Below are 18444 nucleotides of genomic sequence, written 5' to 3'. Positions count from 1 at the left end.
CGTGCGCTTCGCTTGCGCAACTTGCGCTACTTGCGCATCAGATACGCGAGCAGCATTTCCGTGTTGAGCTGAATCATTTCCGCGCGCTCGGCAGCCGAACTGAAGTCACGACCGAGCGTGGCGTTCAGCGTATAGCGGTTCGATACGATGTAGTAACCCATACCCGAGAGCGTCACATAAAGCCGCAGTGGATCGATGCTCGGGCGGAACAGTCCCGCAGACTCGCCGCGTGTGAGGATCGAGCCGAGCGTCGCGACGATCGGCGAGATCATCTCGCGAATTCGTGTGGACTTCTGCATATAGCGCGCCTCGTGCAGATTCTCGTTGTTCACGAGCCGCAGCAGTTCCGGATTGTCTCGATAGTAGTCCCACACGAAATGCGCAAGCCGCGTGATCGCCTCGACGGGTGCAAGCCCCGCGAGATCGAGCGCGCGCTCGGCTTCGTTGAGCGCGCCGAATGCGTGCTCAAGCACTGCCGTGAACAGTTGCTCCTTGCTGCCGAAGTAGTAGTAGAGCATGCGCTCATTGGTTTCCGCGCGTCGCGCGATCTGGTCGACGCGTGCGCCGAACAGGCCGCCATTGGCGAATTCTTCCGCCGCGGCGAGCAGAATGCGGCGGCGTGTGCCTTCAGGATCTCTTTTGATTTTTGGCTGATTCATGGTGGCAGGATCTCGTTAAGCCGCGTTGTCCGGTTTACGTTGTCGGGCGGTACCACGCCGGGCCTCTCCTAGCCCTGGGATCGACAAACGTTGTGCGGGGCGCGCCAGGTTAATGGACAGACACCCTCCGACCTACGGTCTTGCGTTCCTTCTTGTTTGTTTGATGTCGTTGCGAGCCGACACCGTTCTTCCCCCTGTCGCTTCATGCAAGACGCCATGCCAGCCGCCCATGCATTGCGCCACGCTTTTACGTCTACTGATTCCCCCTCAACCGCAAAGCGCTTCGCATTAAGCGCTTTGATTATGGCACATGGCCCGCCGATGGCAATGCGGGAAATCGGCGATAATGCAAGCTTTGGCGCTGTGCGTGTGCGCCCTGTCAGGCCAGCCGCGTAACCCTGCGCATGGCCATGTGCGCCCAAGGTCGCGCCACCGCCCGCCCCGCCCCGATGTAGCGAACGTGAACGATTCCAAAACACTCGCAGATCGCATCGAAGATCTGCTGCCCCAGACCCAATGCACGAAGTGCGGCTACGACGGCTGCCGGCCCTATGCCGAAGCCGTGGCAGCCAGCACCGCCAATTACAACCAGTGTCCGCCCGGCGGTCTCGAAGGCGTTGAGCGCCTCGCGAAACTGCTCGGCAAACCCGTCATCCCGATCAATCCGGACAACGGCGTGGAACGCCCGCGTCCCGTGGCGTTCATCGACGAACAACTGTGCATCGGCTGCACGCTGTGCATGCAGGCATGTCCCGTCGACGCGATCGTGGGCGCGCCCAAGCAGATGCACACGATCGTCGAGGATCAGTGCACGGGCTGCGACCTGTGCGTCGCGCCCTGCCCGGTCGACTGCATCGCAATGATTCCTGTTACGGGCGAAGCAACCGGCTGGGACGCATGGACACAACAGCAGGCCGACGAAGCCCGCGTGCGACATGACCGGCGCGCAGCGCGCCAGGCCGCCGAACGCAATGCGGCCGAAGCGCGCGCCGCGGCACGCCGCGCGGCCACGAGCGCGCCTGCCGCCCCGGCACCGCAAGACACCGCCATGCAGCCCGCAAGCCCCTCCGCCGACGACGCCGAAGCGAAGAAGAAAGCGATCATCCAGGCGGCGCTCGAACGTGCACGCCGCAAGAAGGCGGAACTGGCTGAACAGGGTGTGGGACCGCGCAACGTCGAGCACGTGAGCGCCGATGTTCAAGCGCAGATCGACGCCGCCGAGGCGCGCCGCAAGCGTATCGGTATCGAGTCGAATGCATCGGACGCAGCGAACCCGGCGCCCGACGACGACAAGCCCGCGCGCTAGCGCATCGCACTGCCAAAGGCCCCACGCACAACGAGCATGAACGCCACCAAGCGCCGCGCCATCTACGAAACGCTGCAAAGCCTCAATCCGCACCCCACGACCGAGCTGGAGTTCAGCACGCCGTTCGAACTCCTGATTGCCGTGATGCTCTCCGCGCAGGCCACCGACGTTTCGGTGAACAAGGCCATGCGCAGGATGTTTCCGGTCGCCAACACGCCGGAGACGGTGCTTGCGCTCGGCGAAGAAGGCGTTGCCGATTACATCAAGACGATCGGCCTGTATCGCACCAAGGCCAAAAACGTCATTGCGACCTGCCGCATTCTCATCGAGCAGTACGGCAGCGAGGTGCCGCCAACGCGTGAGGCGCTCGAAGGCCTGCCCGGCGTGGGACGCAAAACCGCGAACGTCGTGCTCAATACGGCGTTCGGCCAGCCGACCATCGCCGTCGACACGCATATCTTTCGGGTTGCGAACCGAACGGGGCTCGCGCCCGGCAAGGACGTGCGCGCCGTCGAAACCGCGCTCGAAAAATTCACGCCGCCGGAGTTCCTCCAGGACGCCCATCACTGGCTCATCCTGCACGGGCGCTATGTGTGCAAGGCGCGCCGCCCCGAATGCTGGCATTGCGTAATCGAGCCGCTGTGCGAGTTCAAGCCGAAGACGCCGCCGCCGGAGCTCTGAGCGAGCGCGAGCCCCCGGGCGTAAAATAACGAGTTCACGCGTTGCACGACGCCGCATCCCCCATTCGACCGACTCAAGATGTTCAATCCCAGCCGCGACGAAGTCCGCCGCTTTTTCACCGAGACCTGGCGCAAGCAGCGTGCGGGCGAAATCCTCACGCCGCTAGAGGCGATCGCCGCCGACTGGATCGTCGAGCACCCGGAATATCACGCCGAACTCGCCGACGCCGATGCGGCCGCCGCGCAGGACTACTCGCCCGAGCGCGGCCAGAGCAATCCGTTCCTGCATCTGTCGATGCACCTCGCGATCAGCGAGCAGTTGTCGATCGACCAGCCGCCCGGCATCCGCGCGGCACACGACCGGCTCGCCGCACGCATGGGCTCCACGCACGACGCGCAGCACGCGATCATGGAGTGCCTCGGCGAAACGATCTGGGAAGCGCAGCGCACGAACACGCCCCCCGACACGGACGCCTATCTCATGCGCATCGAGCGCCGCGCTTCACGCGACTGAGAACGCACGAAAGCGCGACTGAAGCCAACGACGCCGCAAAAAAAACACCCCGCGAACGCCTCGCCGAAAACGAGGCCCACGCGGGGTGTTTCACATGATGCGGCACGCATGACGCGCGCCGCACTCACGCCTACTTCTTGTTGACGAGGTCGCCGCCGAGCGACTCGATGTACGCGGCGATATCCTTCATGTCGCTCTGCGAGAGGCTCTGCACCTGCGCCTGCATGATCGGATTGTTGCGGCCAAGGTGCGGATTGCCTGTGCCCATCTGGTACTGGCGCAGCGCCCAGTAGATGTAGTCGGCATGCTGGCCGGCGAGCTTCGGATATTCGGGGCTCACGGGCTTGTTCAGGCCCGGGCCGTGGCAGGCCGCGCAGTTGTGGCTGTCGGCGAGGGCCTTGCCGTTGGAGACGTCGGCCGCGTGCGCGGGATTCAGCGCGAGCGCGGCGGCCAGCGCGAGAGCGGTGCCCGCGAGCTTGATGGTTGCACCGGCAAACGAAGGCATAGCCGTGTAGGGCTTGTTCATGGGTTCTCCACCTGCCGGTTATTTATTCGGATTGTCTTTCGACGCGGCCGTTTGCGACGCATAGTAGGCCGCGATGTCGGCGATGTCCTGTTCGGTGAGCGAGGACGCGATCGCGTGCATCGTCTCGAAATGCCGGTCGCCCTTCTTGTAGGCGAGCAACGCGTTCATGATGTACTGCGCGTTCTGGCCGCCCAGAATGGGCACGTGGTAGACCTCGGGGTAAGCGGTGCGGTAGTCGGGAATACCATGACAGCCGATACACATCGCCACCTTGTCCTGACCCGCCTTCGCGTTGCCCACGACGTCCGCGTGAGCCGTGACCGCGAAGCACGCCAGCATGGTTACTGCGCCCGTGATGACGTGCTTGCCGACAATTTTTTTCATAGCATCCAACCTGGCTTGAGGGGATTCGAACGCCCGAACCGCAGGCCACGGCCTGCGCCGCATTACTGCTGTTTTACTTTTGGGGTCGCCGTGCAGGCCGAAAAAAATCGGTCCGAGTATACCGCGACGCCGCAGCGGCCGTCCACCGGCCGCGCCACGCCTGGCGGGCCTCGGAGCGCCTGACGGGGCCCTGCGGCAGGCCGGCGGGGCCCACCGGGCGGCCACGCAGCGCCGTGTCGCGCAGGCTCGCTGGCAAGCAACCCGGAGGAACCCTGGCACACACAACGGACTCGCCGCGCGCTCGCCGCAGACGCCTCTGAGCCTGCGTGACCGTGCCCCAAAGAGCGGACCCAACGATACGCGGTGGCGCGCCGACGCAACACCCCATCTGACTTATACTGGGATTTTTTTCCCAGCGAGCGGATTCACCATGCGCGCCACGCGTTTCGAAGGCTCATCGCAGTACGTCGCCACCGACGATCTCAAGCTTGCGGTCAACGCCGCGATCACGTTGAAGCGCCCCCTGCTCATCAAGGGCGAGCCCGGCACGGGCAAGACCATGCTGGCCGAAGAAGTGGCCGCGGCGCTGGGCATGCCGCTCATGCAGTGGCACATCAAGTCCACCACGAAGGCGCAGCAAGGGCTCTACGAGTACGACGCGGTCTCGCGCCTGCGCGACTCGCAGCTCGGTGACGAGCGCGTGAAGGACATCGCCAACTACATCGTGAAAGGCGTGCTGTGGCAGGCGTTCGAGTCGGAAGAGCAAAGCGTGCTGCTGATCGACGAGATCGACAAGGCCGACATCGAGTTCCCGAACGACCTGTTGCGCGAACTCGACCGCATGGAGTTCTACGTGTACGAGACGCGCCAGCTCATCAAGGCGAAGCAGCGTCCGCTCGTGATCATCACGTCGAACAACGAGAAGGAGCTGCCCGACGCTTTCCTGCGCCGCTGCTTCTTCCACTACATCAGCTTTCCCGATCCGGCCACGATGCAGCGCATCGTCGAGGTGCACTATCCGGGCATCCGCAAGGAACTGCTCAACGCGGCGATGGAAAGCTTCTTCGAACTGCGCAACGTCGCGGGCCTGAAGAAAAAGCCGTCTACGTCCGAACTGCTCGACTGGCTCAAGCTCCTGCTCGCGGAAGAGATTCCGCCCTCGGCGCTGCGCGCGGCCGACGGCTCGAAGTCCATGCCGCCGCTCGCGGGCGCACTGCTCAAGAACGAGCAGGACATGACGCTGTTCGAGCGCCTCATCTACATGAACCGCCACAACCGTTGACCAGGACCCCGCGCGCGAAAGCCGGAGACACCGCATGCTGATCGACTTCTTCTACACGCTGCGCGACGCGAAGCTGCCGGTTTCCGTGAAGGAGTACCTCACGCTCGTCGAAGCGCTCAAGGCGCGCGTGATCGCGCCCTCGCTCGACGACTTCTACTACCTCGCACGCATGACGCTCGTGAAAGACGAGCAATACTTCGACCGCTTCGATCAGGCGTTCGGTGCGTATTTTCGCGGCATCGAGAAGAAGTCCGAACTCGCCTTCGAGATACCCGAAGACTGGCTCAAGAAGCGTCTGGAGCGCGACTTCACGCCCGAGCAGCGCGCGCAGATCGAAGCCATGGGCGGGCTCGACAAGCTCATGGAGCGCCTGAAGGAGCTTTTCGAGGAACAGAAGGAGCGCCACGAAGGCGGTAGCAAATGGATCGGCACGGGCGGCACCTCGCCCTTCGGCCATGGCGGCTATAACCCCGAGGGCATCCGCATTGGCGGCGAAGGCGGCCAGCGCAGCGCCGTGAAAGTGTGGGACGCGCGCGCGTATCGCGACTACGACGACCAGGTCGAAATCGGCACGCGCAACATCAAGGTCGCGTTGCGCCGTCTGCGCCGTTTCGCGCGCGAAGGCGCCGCCGAAGAACTCGATCTCGGCGACACGATCCGCAGCACCGCCGCGAACGCGGGCTGGCTCGACCTCAAGATGGTGCCGGAGCGCCACAACAACGTGAAAGTGCTGATGCTGCTCGACGTGGGCGGCTCGATGGACGATCACATCAAGCGCACGGAAGAACTGTTCTCGGCGGCCAAAGCCGAATTCAAGCACCTCGAGTTCTACTACTTCCACAACTGCGTGTACGACTACCTGTGGAAGAACAATCGCCGCCGCCACGCCGAGCGCACGCCCACGTGGGACCTGCTGCACAAGTTCACGCCCGACTACAAGCTGATCTTCGTCGGCGACGCCACCATGAGCCCGTATGAGGTGCTGCAGCCGGGCGGCTCGGTCGAATACAACAACCCCGAAGCGGGCGCCGTGTGGCTGCGCCGTCTCGCCGACCAGTTCCCCCATTTCGCCTGGCTCAACCCCGAACCCGAGCGACTATGGGAATACCGCCAGTCGGTGTCGATCATCCGCGAGATTCTCGGCCACCGCATGTATCCGCTCACCGTCGCCGGGCTCGAAACGGCCATGCGCGTGCTGAGCAAATAGGCGCCCGCACTCCCGCCCCTTTCCGCTCTTTCGAGGCGGCGCGTTGCCTGAGTGTGACCAGGCCGCGCCGCCCGATGTCGCCATACCTACGCAAAATCTGGAGACCACCTGCATGACCGCCCCCTCCTCCCCTGACCTGCCCACGACGTTCAGGCCAGGACCGCTGCGGCCCTTCGCCGATACCTCGGTCGCCACGATCGTGGCCGGCTTCGTCGCGATGATGACCGGCTACACCAGCTCGCTCGTGCTGATGTTCCAGGCCGGCCAGGCGGCGCATCTTTCCGACGCGCAGATTTCCTCGTGGATCTGGGCGCTTTCCATCGGCATGGCGTTGACGACCATCGGACTGTCGCTGTGGTTTCGCGCGCCCATCGTGGTCGCGTGGTCCACGCCGGGCGCGGCGCTCCTCATCAGCTCGCTGCCGCATGTGCCCTATGCCGAGGCGATCGGCGCCTATATCGTGTGCGCCGTGCTGCTCACGGCCGTGGGCCTCACCGGCTGGTTCGACACGCTCATGAAGCGCATTCCCGCGGGCATTGCGGCGGCGCTGCTCGCGGGCATCCTGTTCGAGATCGGCATCGAGATCTTCCACGCCGCGCAGGTGCAAACCCCGCTCGTGCTGACGATGTTCTTCGGCTACCTGATCGTGAAGCGCGCCGTGCCGCGCTACGCGATCGTCGCGACGCTCGTGATCGGCATCGCCGCCGCTGCCGTGCTCGGTCTGCTCGACTTCAGCCATTTCCGCGTGGCGGTGGCCAAGCCCGTGTTCACGATGCCGGCGTTCTCGCTCACGGCGGTGGTGAGCATCGGCATTCCGCTTTTCGTCGTGGCGATGGCCTCGCAGAACGTGCCCGGCATCGCCGTGCTGCGCGCCGACGGCTACGACCACACGGCCGCGCCCTCGTCGCCGCTCATCGCGACCACGGGCCTGGCCTCGCTCGTGCTCGCGCCGTTCGGCTCGCACGGCGTGAATCTTGCCGCCATCACCGCGGCGATCTGCACCGGCCCGCACGCCCACGAAGACCGCACGAAGCGCTATATGGCGGCCGTGTGGTGCGGCATTTTCTATCTGATCGCCGGGACCTTCGGCGCGACCATCGCGGCGCTGTTCGCGGCGTTCCCGCAGGCGCTCGTGGTCTCGATCGCGGCGCTCGCGCTGTTCGGCTCGATCATGAGCGGCCTCACCAACGCCATGCAGAACCCGAGGGAGCGCGAAGCCGCGCTCATCACCTTCATGGTGACGGCCTCCGGGCTCACGCTGCTTTCCATCGGCGCGGCGTTCTGGGGGCTCGTGGCGGGCGTGATCACGCAGTTCGTGCTGAATGCGCGGCGCGCGTGAAACGCAACACCAGGCGATTCCGCCATAAAATAATGAAGTCAGCCGCGCCCAAACGCGCGGCAAATGCGCCAGATCCGGCTGCACGCGCGTCTGCCGTCCATCCGCGCGTGCCGGGCCGCAACGGCGCAGCGCCATTTCGCGTTCCGCCCGGCGCGCCTCAGGTTCACGCCTGAAGCGCACCGGCCGTTCAACTCTCACCGATGCAGGCGCGCACGCGCCCACAAGGCCTGACATGACTACCGCACTCGACCAGCTCAAGCAGTACACCACCGTCGTCGCCGACACGGGCGACTTCCAGCAATTCGTGCAGTACAAGCCGCAGGACGCGACGACCAACCCGTCGCTGATCCTCAAGGCGGTCCAGAAAGCTGAGTACCGTCCGCTGCTCGAAAAAACCGTACGCGATCACGCGAGCGAATCGCTCGAGTCGATCATCGACCATCTGCTGATCGCGTTCGGCACCGAAATCCTCAAGATCATTCCGGGCCGCGTCTCGACCGAAGTCGACGCCCGCCTCTCGTTCGACACGAAAAAGTCGATCGACAAGGCCCACCACATCATCGACCTGTACAAGCAGGCCGGCATCGGCCGCGAGCGCGTGCTGATCAAGCTCGCCTCCACCTGGGAAGGCATTCGCGCCGCCGAAGCGCTGCAAAAGGACGGCATTCACTGCAACATGACGCTGCTCTTCTCGCTCGCGCAAGCCGCCGCGTGCGCCGAAGCGGGCGCGCAGCTGATCTCGCCGTTCGTGGGCCGCATCTACGACTGGTACAAGAAGGCCAAGGGCGCCGACTGGGACGACGCGAAGGACGGCGGCGCGAACGACCCGGGCGTGCAGTCGGTGCGCAAGATCTACGCGTACTACAAGAAGTTCGGCCACAAGACCGAAGTGATGGGTGCAAGCTTCCGCAACACGAGCCAGATCGTCGAGCTGGCCGGCTGCGACCTGCTCACCATCAGCCCGGACCTGCTGCAAAAGCTCCAGGACAGCACCGAGAAGGTCGAGCGCAAGCTTTCGCCGGAAGCGTTCAAGGACGCGAAGATCGAGCGCGTGGCCGTGGACGAGCCGTCGTTCCGCTTCCAGCTCAACGAAGACGCCATGGCGACCGAGAAGCTCGCGGAAGGCATCCGCGCGTTCGCCGCCGACGCGATCAAGCTCGAAAAGATGATCGAAGAGCTGCGCGCGAAGTAACGCGCCGGCGCTCCATGCAGAGCGCATCGAACCATCGATGACCGAGGGCCGCACATGCCGCATGTGCGGCCCTTTCTGTTGCGTGCGGGCGAGCAACGTCCGTTCCCGTCTGCGCTCTCGCAAACCCTGACGACACATCGCTCGGTAATGCCCAGGCGCGCGCCTAGAATCAGGGCAGCGGTGCAACCCGCCGCATGATCCGGCCCCGTGCCTACCCGCGCACGATAACCGGCCGGCCAACGTCCCGTCCGCAAGGAAACCGACGATGCAAATCCAGCCCTACCTCTTTTACCCCGGCAATTGCGACGAAGCGATCGCCTTCTATGGCGAAGCGCTCGGCGCGAAGGAAGTGATCAAGATGCGCTTCAAGGAAGCGCCGCCGGACCCCGCCCGCCCCATGCCGCCCGAACTCGCCGAAAAGATCATGCACGCGACGCTCCAGATCGGCGACGCGCAGATCATGGTGTCCGACGGCGGCTGCATGACGCAGAACGACAAGTTCCTCGGCTTCGGCGTCTCGCTCACCGGGCCCGACGTCGCCACGGCCGAGCGTTACTTCAACGCGCTGGCCGAAGGCGGCACGGTCACGATGCCGTTTGCGAAGACCTTCTGGTCGCCTGGCTTCGGCATGCTGACCGACAAGTTCGGCGTGCCGTGGATGGTCACGGCGCCGCACGACCAGGCCGCCTGACCCCGCGCCGCAGCCGGCGTTGCGCGCCCGGCGTCACACCATGCGGTGCGTCGCGGCGCGCTCGATGTTCCAGCGCGGTTCGGTTTCAAGCAGGAGCGCGCGCAGGCGCTCCACCTGCTCCTCCACACGCAGGCTGAGCCAGTACGGCCCCTGCATCTGCGGCTCCTGGCAGCCCTGCGGCGCCTCCGGCATGCCTTCATGGACGCCCGCGCCCGCCTCGGCCGCCGTATCGTCCTCTGCCCCGCCGTCCACCCATGCCGCAACCGGGCGCAGCGCCTGCTGCGCCGCCTCGGGGTGGCGCCCGCCGCCAAATCGCAGCGCCCGTGCCGTGGCGAGCAGCGCACGGCGCACGGTCTCGCTGCGCTCGGCGAACGCCTCGCGCACGAGCGACTGCTCGTAGCTGCCCGTGCCGGTGCAGAGCATCTCCAGCGCGCTCAGGAGCGAGCGATGCAAACGCTGCACCTGTTCGAGCTGCGCGAGCGGCACATCGATCTCCTTGGCCACCGAAGGCATCAGCGCGCGCAGCTGCACGAGCCGTGCGTTCAGGCGCATGAAGGTCTGCACCTGGTCGTCCGAATCGACGTGCACGCCGCTCGCCACCTGCGCGTACACGCGCGCGCATTCGCGCAGATTGTCGGCGAGGCTGTAGCGCCACGAATACGTGGCGTGCAGCGGCAAGGCGAACGAAAACACGAGCGCGATGACGATGCCGAGAATCACGTTGAGCGTGCGCCAGAGGCCCGTATCGATGAGGTTGTCGCCATGCCCCGCGACGATGCACATGGTGATGGCGGCAAGGAGGGCGACGTAGCCCGGCTTGCCAATGGCGTAGTACCCGCACACGGCCGCCACGAGCGACATCAGCACGTAGGTAAGCGGCACGGAGCCCGTGATGGCCTGCACGACGATCAGCACGAGCCCGATCACTGCGCCCAGCATCGTGCCGAGCGCACGCTCGGCGGCCTTCTTGCGGATGTTGCCTTGGTGCTGCAGCCCGCCGATCACGACGAGCAGCGTGACCGACGCCCAGATGCCATGCGGAATATCGATGCCCGAGGTCGCGAGAATCGAGGCGAGCATGGCGAGGCCCACGCGCACGCTGTGTATCACCTTGGCATTGCGGTAGCGGTAGTACGGCGACGTCAGCGCACGCCACATGCGCGCGAGGCGCGAGCGGCGGCGCGGCGTGCGCACGCGTCGCGCGCCGCTGTGCGCGGACCGGGAGCGGGATTCGGTTTCGGATGGGGCCATGGCGCGGGCTGGACGTGAGCCAAATCAGCCGCCATCGTGCACCAGAAAAACAAATGCCCGCAACTAAGTGTTGCGGGCATTGTCGGCAAGTCCGGACCGGCGGTGCGCGCCGGGCCGAAGTGTACCGAGCGGATCAGCCCTCGACGACGTCGAGATAGTCTTCCGGACGCGTGCGGTCCTGGCTCTTCTGCATGCCAACCAGATGCACGAGCGCCGACACGACAACCGAGACCACGAGGTTCACGATCAGCGACCACACCGCGGCGTAACCCGGAATCGCCATGCCGAACAGGTGGATCGTGAAGATCGAGCCTGCGAGCTTGAGCGAAATGGCCATCCACGTGCCGGTGCCGATGCCGACCGCCCAGCCCACCAGCAGGCCGCGGTAGTCGAGCATGCGCGTGTAGAGACCGAGCACGATGGCGGGCAGCGTCTGGATGATCCAGATACCGCCGAGCAGCTGCAGCTGGATCGCGTACGTGAGCGGCAGGCCCAGGATGAACGCCACCGCGCCGACCTTCACGATCAGCGAGACCAGCTTGGCGATGTTGGTCTCCTGCTCGTGATTCATGTTGCGGTTGATGAACTCCTTGTGGATGTTACGCGTGTACAGGTTGGCCGCTGCAATCGACATGATCGCGGCGGGCACCAGCGCGCCGATACCGATAGCGGCGAACGCCACGCCCACGAACCACGACGGGAAGAAGTGCAGGAACAGCGCCGGCACCGCGAAGTTCGGACCGAAGGCCTTGAAGTACGGCGCGAATTCCGGCATGTCCTTCACGCCCGCGGCGAGCGCCATGTAGCCGAGCAGCGCGAGCAGACCGAGCACGAGCGAGTACGCGGGCAGCATCGCCATGTTGCGGCGGATGGTGTTGCCCGACGACGACGACAGGATCGCCGTGACCGAGTGCGGGTACAGGAACAGCGCGAGCGCCGACCCCACCGCGAGCGTCGCGTAGGCGCTATATCCGTTCAAACTCGCGGCATCCGGCGACTTGAGCAGCAGCTTGGCCGGCGGCACCGCGCCGAAGATGTGGCCGAAGCCGCCCATCTGCGCGGGAATCACGATGATCGCGACGATGATCGTGATGTAGATGAGGATGTCCTTCACCACCGCGATCATGGCCGGCGCGCGCAGGCCCGACGTGTACGTGTACGCGGCGAGAATCGCGAATGCGATGATGAGCGGCAGGTCGCCGACGAAACCCGTCGTGTCGAAGCCAAGCGCGCCGATCACCACTTCGATACCCACCAGCTGCAGCGCGATATACGGCATGGTCGCGACGATACCCGTCACGGCGATGGCGAGCGCGAGCATGCGGCTGCCATAGCGCGCGCTTACGAAGTCGGCCGAGGTGACGTATTGATGGCGCTTCGCGACGGCCCAGAGCTTCGGGAACACGACGAACGCGAACGGATAGATCAGGATCGTGTACGGCAGCGCGAAGAAACCCGTTGCGCCCGCACCAAATACGAGCGCCGGCACGGCAATGAACGTGTATGCGGTGTAGAGGTCGCCGCCGAGCAGGAACCATGTGACGATCGTGCCGAAGCGGCGGCCGCCGAGGCCCCACTCTTCGAGGTGGGCGAGGTCGCCCTTGCGCCAGTGCGCGGCCACGAAGCCGAGAACCGTGACGCCAAGGAAGAACAGGATAAAGACAATCGTTGCTGTAACGTTCATTGCGCGCCCCCTGCATCGCCCTTGCGGCGAGTCTTCGTCTTGAAGTAGACGAGCGCGGTAATGGCAGCGCTAATCAGCACCCAGAGAAGCTGATACCAGTAGAAAAACGGGAAGTCCCACAGAGTGGGTTCGATCTTGTTGTACGACGGCACCCAGACCATCGCGATCCAGGGCAGCAGCAGAAGCCACAGCCAATGCTTGCTTGATTTTCCGGCGTCGGCGTCGTGAGCCATGACGTCTCCTCGTTGCTTATGTAGTTATGCGGCGTTGCTCTGTTCGCGGTCCGCCGTCCGGCCCGTCTGGCGTATAGCGGCCGATGGCCTCACAGACGGATAGCCCGCAAGGTCCCCGAAAGCGCTGAAAAGAGTATCGAGGCCACGCCGCACGGTCAAGCAGGGCGGACCCGAATTTCGAGGACGTTGTCAAGAGCCAACGGCTTGCGCCAGGTCCAGGAAATCGTCCGCGGATGCCTGGTGCGGGCGAAAAAAAACCGGCCCTGAGGCCGGTTTTCTGTGCTGAAACGGCGTTGCCGCCGTTCGCGCGGATCAGATCGAGAACGTCGCGCCGTTCTGGCCGCTCGATTCGCGCAGCGCCTTCACCCACTGGTGCGCCGGCAGGCCGAGCTTGCTCTCGAGCAGGCGCGCACGCTTTTCGAGGGCCTCGTACGTGACTTCGAGCGCCGGGCCCGAAAATGCGAGCGCCACGCGATTGCCTTCGTGCACTTCGGGCAGCGCGATCACGCGGCCGTCGAAGGCTTCATTCAGGCGCTTCATGTTGCGCACGAAGCTCGGGTGGTCGCCGAACAGGTTGATCGTCGCGACGCCGGCATCGGTCAGGCACGCGCGCACGGCGCGGTAGAACGCCACGCTGTCGAGCACCGGGCCGCGCGCGGTCGCGTCGTACACGTCGATCTGCAGCGCGCCGATCGTGCCGTGATTGGCGCGGTCCTGCACGAAGTCCCACGCGTCGAGTTCGCGCACGGTGAGACGCGCGTCGTCGTACGGCAGCTCGAACATCGTGCGCGCGGCCACGACGACCGCCGGATTCAGCTCGATCGCCTCGACCTTGGCCGGACGCAGATAGCGATGCGCGAACTTGGTGAGCGCAGCCGCGCCCAGACCCAGTTGCACGATGCGCTCGGGCGTGGCGATAAAGAGCAGCCACGCCATCATTTGCTGCGCGTATTCGAGTTCGATGTGCAGCGGCTTCGAAAGACGCATCGCGCCTTGCACCCACTCCGTGCCGAAGTGGAGATAGCGCACACCGCTCTCTTCCGAGAACGTGACCGGCGCGAAACGCGGCTTGCGCGGCGCTTCGATGACCGGAGCGTTGTCGAGATCGTCGGCGGCTGCAGCGGCTGCGCGGCGCGGGCGCTTCGTGACCTTCGCGGTCTTGCCCGCGGGCTCGCCCGATTGCGTCGCGTTGCCGGATTGCTTGAATGCGCGGGCCTCGGCGGAGGCGCGCTTGATGAGAGTCGTCATGTGGAAAATCGCTTGCTGTGGGGTCGCAAATTCAGGGGCATCTGCCCGGGCGACCGAGAGCATAGCATTCGTGGCGCTTCGGGCCTGATTTGGCGGCCACTTCGCGCGCGGGACCAGACACTAGCGCGGCTAAGTGGCTGCGCGCTTACACCTGTATGTGCCAGCGCTCATAGGCGCGCAGGGCGCCGTTTCGACCGTCGCTTTCGCGCTGACATTCGAACGTCGGTTCTGCGGCAGACACCGACGTTCGCCCAAGCCGTTAAAGCTTCGCAGCGTTTGGCTGCTGTGCGGTTTTTGACGCGTCCGGCGCGACCGGCTGATTGCGCGTCCAGTTGATGAATCCATTCAGCATCGGGTGAAACAACGGATCATCCAGTCCTGCCATGTTGAAAGCGGTCATATCGATCAGCAGAACGGTCTTTCCGGTGCTGGCGTCGATCGCCTTCAGCGTTCCCTCGAAGTTGTAGCCGCCCTTGAACACCGCATTGGGCTCGACGATAAGGAACGGACCGATCTCCTTGCTGAGGTTATTGAGTCCAACGAGATCGGACACACTCGGAACCTTGCCGCCCAGGTTGCGTTCAATAACGATCGCCTGCAAGTCATCCTTCGTCACGACCTGCTTGAAGACATGCATATCCTTAAGGGCCGCCACAAAAAAATCGACAAATCGTGGATTCGGATTTTCCGCGTTGATCTTCAGATAGACCATCTGCGTGTAAGCCGGATCAAACTTCTCCGCTACACGAATATCGGCGGGCTTCAGTTCGGTGTGGGTGGAATACAAGCCCGAAGCTGGGTCCGGTTTCTCGACATGCAGCGTCGTATTGCAACCTGCAAGCAGGCCGGCGAGCAAAAATGCAAAGACGAAACGAAGCACCACTCCTCCTTAAATGAATGACGTCTCCAGTGCAATATCGGCATAGGACATAAAACCTTAAGCCTTGCAAAACTGGGCCTCGTCATGGCGCTTCGATCGCGATCAATGCCCGTTCAAATCGACTGTCGTAGTTGTCGCCAAACGGCGAGCTTTTCCGCGTACGGAACGGAGGCATGGGCCGGGCTGCTCGACGGCAGGCGAAGCAGCCGATATCGATCGCCACACTCGCCAAGTGCCTTCACGCCAATCTTCGCTGCCGTCCCGCCATTGAAGGCAATGGTCGTCAGATTCGGCAACGCCTCGATAAGCGCAATCAAATCATTGGCTGCATGGTCTCGTATCTGGCTATCGAGGCTTCCAGCGCGACGAGCCTGAGCGACCACATCCCATAACCCAAAGCGGTTTTCGAGCAACGTATCGAGACGCGCCGCATAGTCCATGTCGACCAGATTACGACCGATCACCTCGCCCACCAGATGCCAGAACTTGTTCTGCTTATGCGCGTAGTACTGCTGATGTGCAAGCGACGCCTCGCCCGGCAGACTGCCGAGAATGAGCACGCGCGTATGCGCATCGACGACGGGATCGAAGCAGGTCTTGAAGGTCATGGCAACAGGGCGCGACGTTCAACGCGGCGCGTGATGCGCGCGCGAGGCCGTGTGATCGAGCGGGCCGCGCTCGCGGCCGAGATGCACGCCGGTTTCCTGGGTGAGCGGAGCGCTCGCGAGACGCGACCATAGCGCGGGCAGCATACATTCGGTCACGAGTAGCGGCGCGCCTGCGCGCTCGAACACCGAGCGGCGCGCGACGAACCGCGCGTGCGCCGGCTCGGCCGCGATCTCACGCGCCGCGAGCGCGTAAAGCGGATGCCGCGCGCTCACGCGCCGGCTCACGAGCGCCGAGCGAGCCACGCCGCTATCGCTATAGAGCAGCTCCGCGAGCGGCCGCGTGCGCAGGCGCCGCATGGCCTGCCACACGCCATGACTCGCGGCGAGCGGCGTCACGCTGTGCGCGGCGACGAACGGCACGCCGTCGACTTCGAGCACGATCTCGCGCACCCACGCGCGCTCGCGGGGCGCGAGGCCGAGCGCGGCGCATTCGTCGGACCACGGCATATCGACGGCTTCGCGCGTCACGCGCACGACCACGCGTCCGAGCGTGCGCAAATGCGCCGTGAGCGAACCGCCGCGCGTGAGCCAGTCCTTCTGGTCGGCGCTCAAGGCGGGCAAGGGCGTGACGCGCCAGTGCGCGTTAGCGGCATCGAATCGGAGAGGCATGGCGCGCATTATAGGCCGCGAGGATTTCAGTTCGCTGCGAGCGGGGCGGACAAAAGAAAAACCCCTTGCGGCGGGCAGCCACAAGGGGTCTCGTCATGCACCGCTGCTGTTGCGGCTTCGGCCTTAGCCAGCACGCCCCATCAGCAGAGCATTTGTGCGCTTCACGAAACTCGCCGGATCCTCCAGCGCGCCGCCTTCCGCCAGCAGCGCCTGATCGAACAGCAGATTGCACCAGTCGCCAAAGTCCGCGCTATCGGTGCGCAGCGCCTTCACGAGCGGATGCTCCGGGTTCACTTCGAGAATCGGCTGCATCTGCGGAGCCTGCTGCCCCGCCGCCTTCAACATGCGCTGCAGATAACCGCTCATGTCGCCTTCGTCGGCCACGAGGCACGAGGGCGAATCGGTCAGGCGGAACGTGAGGCGCACGTCCTTGGCCTTGTCCTTGAGCGCTTCCTTCATGTGCTCCACGAGCGGCTTGAGTTCCTCGCTCACCTTCTCCTGCTGCTGCTTTTCCTCGTCGTTGAGCGCGCCGAGGTCGAGGTCGCCACGCGCCACGCTCGCGAGCGGCTTGCCGTCGAATTCGTTCAGGAACGAGAGCATCCACTCGTCCACGCGGTCCGTGAGCAGCAGCACTTCCACGCCCTTCTTGCGGAACACTTCGAGATGCGGGCTGTTCTTCGCGGCCTGCCACGTGTCGGCGGTGACGTAGTAGATCTTCGTCTGCTCGGGCTTCATGCGCGCAACGTAATCGGCAAGCGCGACGGTCTGCTCGTTCGTGTCGTTGTGCGTGGACGCAAAGCGCGCCAGCTTCGCCACACGCTCGCGATTGGCGTGATCCTCGCCAATGCCTTCCTTGAGCACCTGGCCGAACTCGGTCCAGAACGTCGTGTACTTCGCCTTGTCCTCTTCGCTTGCTTCGGCGTCCGTAACAGCGCCCGCCATTTCTTCGAGCATCGAGAGCACGCGCTTGGTCACGCCGTCGCGAATCGCCTTCACGTCGCGGCTTTCCTGCAGGATTTCGCGCGAGACGTTGAGCGGCAGATCGCTCGAATCGACCACGCCCTTCACGAAGCGCAGATAGTTCGGCAGCAGTTGCTCGGCGTCGTCCATGATGAAGACGCGCTTCACATACAGCTTCAGGCCGCTCTTGTGGTCGCGGTTCCACATGTCGAACGGCGCATGCGACGGCACGTAGAGCAGCTGCGTGTATTCGCTGCGGCCTTCCACCCGGTTATGCGTCCACGCGAGCGGATTCTGATGGTCGTGCGCGAGGTGCTGATAGAACTGCTGATACTGCTCGTCGCTGATCTCACTCTTCGAACGGGTCCACAGCGCGCTCGCCTGGTTGATGGTCTCGTACTCGTCCTTCGTGACCATCTCGCTCTTCTCGGCGTCCCATTCTTCCTTCTTCATCTCGATGGGCAGGCCGACGTGGTCCGAATACTTCTGGATGATCGACTTGATCTTCCAGGCGGAAAGCAGCTCGTCCTCGCCTTCGCGCAGATGCAGCGTGATCGTCGTGCCGCGCTGCGCGCGCTCGATCGTCTCGACGGCGAATTCGCCCTCGCCCGCGCTCGTCCAGCGCACGCCTTCGGCAGCCGTCAGGCCCGCGCGGCGGCTTTCCACCGTGATCTTGTCCGCGACGATGAAGCCCGAATAGAAGCCCACGCCGAACTGGCCGATGAGCGCCGCGTCCTTCTGCTGGTCGCCCGAGAGCTTGCCGAAGAATTCCTTCGTGCCCGAGCGCGCGATCGTACCGAGGTTCGACACGGCTTCGTCATGGCTCATGCCGATGCCGTTGTCGTCGATCGTGATGGTGCGCGCGTCCTTGTCAAAGCCCACGCGAATGCGCAGGTTCGGATCGTTTTCATAGAGCGCGCTGTTCGCGATCGCCTCGAAGCGCAGCTTGTCCGCCGCGTCCGATGCGTTCGAGATCAGCTCGCGCAGGAAGATTTCCTTGTTGCTGTACAGCGAATGGATCATCAGGTGCAGAAGCTGTTTCACTTCTGCCTGGAAGCTCATGGTTTCTTGTGCCATGGTCGAGAGTCCTCTTTCGTTGCAGTTCTGGTCTGACAAATTGATGGCCGCAAG

The 18444-nt window shown here is 64.3% G+C and carries 19 protein-coding genes; 8 read left to right on the top strand and 11 right to left on the bottom strand.

Annotation, left to right across the window (positions count from 1 at the left end):
* Nucleotides 1-26 precede the first annotated feature (26 nt).
* Nucleotides 27-659, bottom strand: a complete 633-nt coding sequence (locus U5A52_RS27000) for a TetR family transcriptional regulator (protein ID WP_321914723.1) — start codon at nucleotides 657-659, stop codon at nucleotides 27-29.
* A 460-nt stretch (nucleotides 660-1119) separates the two neighbouring features.
* Here U5A52_RS27000 and rsxB point away from each other — a divergent pair, with 460 nt between their 5' ends.
* From rsxB to U5A52_RS26985, 3 genes are all read left to right on the top strand, one after another.
* Nucleotides 1120-1965 (top strand): electron transport complex subunit RsxB, encoded by an 846-nt coding sequence (rsxB, locus tag U5A52_RS26995; RefSeq protein WP_321914724.1) that lies wholly within the window; start codon nucleotides 1120-1122, stop codon nucleotides 1963-1965.
* 36 nt (nucleotides 1966-2001) lie between these two features.
* On the top strand, nucleotides 2002-2646 hold the full coding sequence (gene nth, locus U5A52_RS26990) for an endonuclease III (protein ID WP_321936818.1): 645 nt from the start codon (nucleotides 2002-2004) through the stop codon (nucleotides 2644-2646).
* Nucleotides 2647-2724: 78 nt separating this feature from the next.
* Complete coding sequence (locus U5A52_RS26985; protein WP_158757325.1) at nucleotides 2725-3159, top strand: DUF1841 family protein; 435 nt, start codon at nucleotides 2725-2727, stop codon at nucleotides 3157-3159.
* 130 nt (nucleotides 3160-3289) lie between these two features.
* Here U5A52_RS26985 and U5A52_RS26980 read toward each other — a convergent pair whose 3' ends face one another.
* Both U5A52_RS26980 and U5A52_RS26975 read right to left on the bottom strand, forming a co-directional pair.
* Nucleotides 3290-3685: a cytochrome c gene (locus U5A52_RS26980; protein ID WP_321914726.1), complete on the bottom strand. Its 396-nt coding sequence runs from the start codon at nucleotides 3683-3685 to the stop codon at nucleotides 3290-3292.
* Nucleotides 3686-3703: 18 nt separating this feature from the next.
* Complete coding sequence (locus U5A52_RS26975) at nucleotides 3704-4069, bottom strand: c-type cytochrome (RefSeq protein WP_321936817.1); 366 nt, start codon at nucleotides 4067-4069, stop codon at nucleotides 3704-3706.
* A gap of 430 nt (nucleotides 4070-4499) precedes the next feature.
* On the opposite strand from U5A52_RS26975, the gene U5A52_RS26970 reads away from it, so the two are divergent.
* From U5A52_RS26970 to U5A52_RS26950, 5 genes are all read left to right on the top strand, one after another.
* A complete protein-coding gene (locus tag U5A52_RS26970; protein ID WP_158757322.1) occupies nucleotides 4500-5351 on the top strand; it encodes an AAA family ATPase in 852 nt (283 codons plus the stop codon).
* A gap of 34 nt (nucleotides 5352-5385) precedes the next feature.
* Nucleotides 5386-6558, top strand: coding sequence for a VWA domain-containing protein (locus U5A52_RS26965; RefSeq protein WP_321914728.1), 1173 nt, complete (start codon nucleotides 5386-5388; stop codon nucleotides 6556-6558).
* Nucleotides 6559-6670: 112 nt separating this feature from the next.
* Nucleotides 6671-7897 (top strand): benzoate/H(+) symporter BenE family transporter, encoded by a 1227-nt coding sequence (locus U5A52_RS26960; protein WP_321936816.1) that lies wholly within the window; start codon nucleotides 6671-6673, stop codon nucleotides 7895-7897.
* A gap of 232 nt (nucleotides 7898-8129) precedes the next feature.
* Entirely contained in the window at nucleotides 8130-9089 is a 960-nt protein-coding gene (gene tal, locus U5A52_RS26955; protein ID WP_321936815.1) for a transaldolase, read from the top strand.
* 265 nt (nucleotides 9090-9354) lie between these two features.
* On the top strand, nucleotides 9355-9780 hold the full coding sequence (locus tag U5A52_RS26950; protein WP_321936814.1) for a VOC family protein: 426 nt from the start codon (nucleotides 9355-9357) through the stop codon (nucleotides 9778-9780).
* A 33-nt stretch (nucleotides 9781-9813) separates the two neighbouring features.
* On the opposite strand, the gene U5A52_RS26945 is transcribed toward U5A52_RS26950, so the two are convergent.
* From U5A52_RS26945 to htpG, 8 genes are all read right to left on the bottom strand, one after another.
* On the bottom strand, nucleotides 9814-10938 hold the full coding sequence (locus U5A52_RS26945) for an FUSC family protein (RefSeq protein ID WP_321936875.1): 1125 nt from the start codon (nucleotides 10936-10938) through the stop codon (nucleotides 9814-9816).
* 226 nt (nucleotides 10939-11164) lie between these two features.
* Nucleotides 11165-12715, bottom strand: a complete 1551-nt coding sequence (mctP, locus tag U5A52_RS26940; RefSeq protein ID WP_321936813.1) for a monocarboxylate uptake permease MctP — start codon at nucleotides 12713-12715, stop codon at nucleotides 11165-11167.
* The gene (locus U5A52_RS26935) at nucleotides 12712-12948 is read right to left on the bottom strand and encodes a DUF3311 domain-containing protein (protein ID WP_321914734.1); all 237 of its coding nucleotides are present in this window, start codon (nucleotides 12946-12948) and stop codon (nucleotides 12712-12714) included. Before U5A52_RS26935 ends, mctP begins: the two co-directional genes overlap by 4 nt.
* 312 nt (nucleotides 12949-13260) lie before the next feature.
* Entirely contained in the window at nucleotides 13261-14196 is a 936-nt protein-coding gene (locus U5A52_RS26930; RefSeq protein WP_321914735.1) for a spermidine synthase, read from the bottom strand.
* 259 nt (nucleotides 14197-14455) lie between these two features.
* Nucleotides 14456-15076, bottom strand: a complete 621-nt coding sequence (locus U5A52_RS26925; protein ID WP_321936812.1) for a hypothetical protein — start codon at nucleotides 15074-15076, stop codon at nucleotides 14456-14458.
* A 113-nt stretch (nucleotides 15077-15189) separates the two neighbouring features.
* Nucleotides 15190-15684 (bottom strand): DNA-deoxyinosine glycosylase, encoded by a 495-nt coding sequence (locus U5A52_RS26920; protein WP_321936811.1) that lies wholly within the window; start codon nucleotides 15682-15684, stop codon nucleotides 15190-15192.
* Between the two features lie 18 nt (nucleotides 15685-15702).
* Nucleotides 15703-16353, bottom strand: coding sequence for a chorismate--pyruvate lyase family protein (locus tag U5A52_RS26915; RefSeq protein WP_321936810.1), 651 nt, complete (start codon nucleotides 16351-16353; stop codon nucleotides 15703-15705).
* 123 nt (nucleotides 16354-16476) lie between these two features.
* Complete coding sequence (htpG, locus tag U5A52_RS26910) at nucleotides 16477-18390, bottom strand: molecular chaperone HtpG (protein WP_321914739.1); 1914 nt, start codon at nucleotides 18388-18390, stop codon at nucleotides 16477-16479.
* Nucleotides 18391-18444 lie beyond the last annotated feature (54 nt).

Source organism: Paraburkholderia sp. J8-2, from assembly GCF_905220195.1.
GTDB lineage: Bacteria > Pseudomonadota > Gammaproteobacteria > Burkholderiales > Burkholderiaceae > Paraburkholderia.
Note: the sequence above shows the minus strand (reverse complement) of the source record. Positions and strands in the feature narration are given on the sequence as shown.

Coding starts and splice junctions, on each gene's coding strand:
- tal (WP_321936815.1), top strand. CDS start 8,130: ATGACTACCGCACTCGACCAGCTCAAGCAGTACACCACCGTCGTCGCC.
- U5A52_RS26980 (WP_321914726.1), bottom strand. CDS start 3,685: ATGAACAAGCCCTACACGGCTATGCCTTCGTTTGCCGGTGCAACCATC.
- nth (WP_321936818.1), top strand. CDS start 2,002: ATGAACGCCACCAAGCGCCGCGCCATCTACGAAACGCTGCAAAGCCTC.
- htpG (WP_321914739.1), bottom strand. CDS start 18,390: ATGGCACAAGAAACCATGAGCTTCCAGGCAGAAGTGAAACAGCTTCTG.
- U5A52_RS26945 (WP_321936875.1), bottom strand. CDS start 10,938: ATGTGGCGTGCGCTGACGTCGCCGTACTACCGCTACCGCAATGCCAAG.
- U5A52_RS26920 (WP_321936811.1), bottom strand. CDS start 15,684: ATGACCTTCAAGACCTGCTTCGATCCCGTCGTCGATGCGCATACGCGC.
- U5A52_RS26985 (WP_158757325.1), top strand. CDS start 2,725: ATGTTCAATCCCAGCCGCGACGAAGTCCGCCGCTTTTTCACCGAGACC.
- U5A52_RS26915 (WP_321936810.1), bottom strand. CDS start 16,353: ATGCCTCTCCGATTCGATGCCGCTAACGCGCACTGGCGCGTCACGCCC.
- U5A52_RS26930 (WP_321914735.1), bottom strand. CDS start 14,196: ATGACGACTCTCATCAAGCGCGCCTCCGCCGAGGCCCGCGCATTCAAG.
- U5A52_RS26975 (WP_321936817.1), bottom strand. CDS start 4,069: ATGAAAAAAATTGTCGGCAAGCACGTCATCACGGGCGCAGTAACCATG.
- U5A52_RS26965 (WP_321914728.1), top strand. CDS start 5,386: ATGCTGATCGACTTCTTCTACACGCTGCGCGACGCGAAGCTGCCGGTT.
- U5A52_RS26935 (WP_321914734.1), bottom strand. CDS start 12,948: ATGGCTCACGACGCCGACGCCGGAAAATCAAGCAAGCATTGGCTGTGG.
- U5A52_RS26960 (WP_321936816.1), top strand. CDS start 6,671: ATGACCGCCCCCTCCTCCCCTGACCTGCCCACGACGTTCAGGCCAGGA.
- U5A52_RS26970 (WP_158757322.1), top strand. CDS start 4,500: ATGCGCGCCACGCGTTTCGAAGGCTCATCGCAGTACGTCGCCACCGAC.
- mctP (WP_321936813.1), bottom strand. CDS start 12,715: ATGAACGTTACAGCAACGATTGTCTTTATCCTGTTCTTCCTTGGCGTC.
- U5A52_RS27000 (WP_321914723.1), bottom strand. CDS start 659: ATGAATCAGCCAAAAATCAAAAGAGATCCTGAAGGCACACGCCGCCGC.
- U5A52_RS26950 (WP_321936814.1), top strand. CDS start 9,355: ATGCAAATCCAGCCCTACCTCTTTTACCCCGGCAATTGCGACGAAGCG.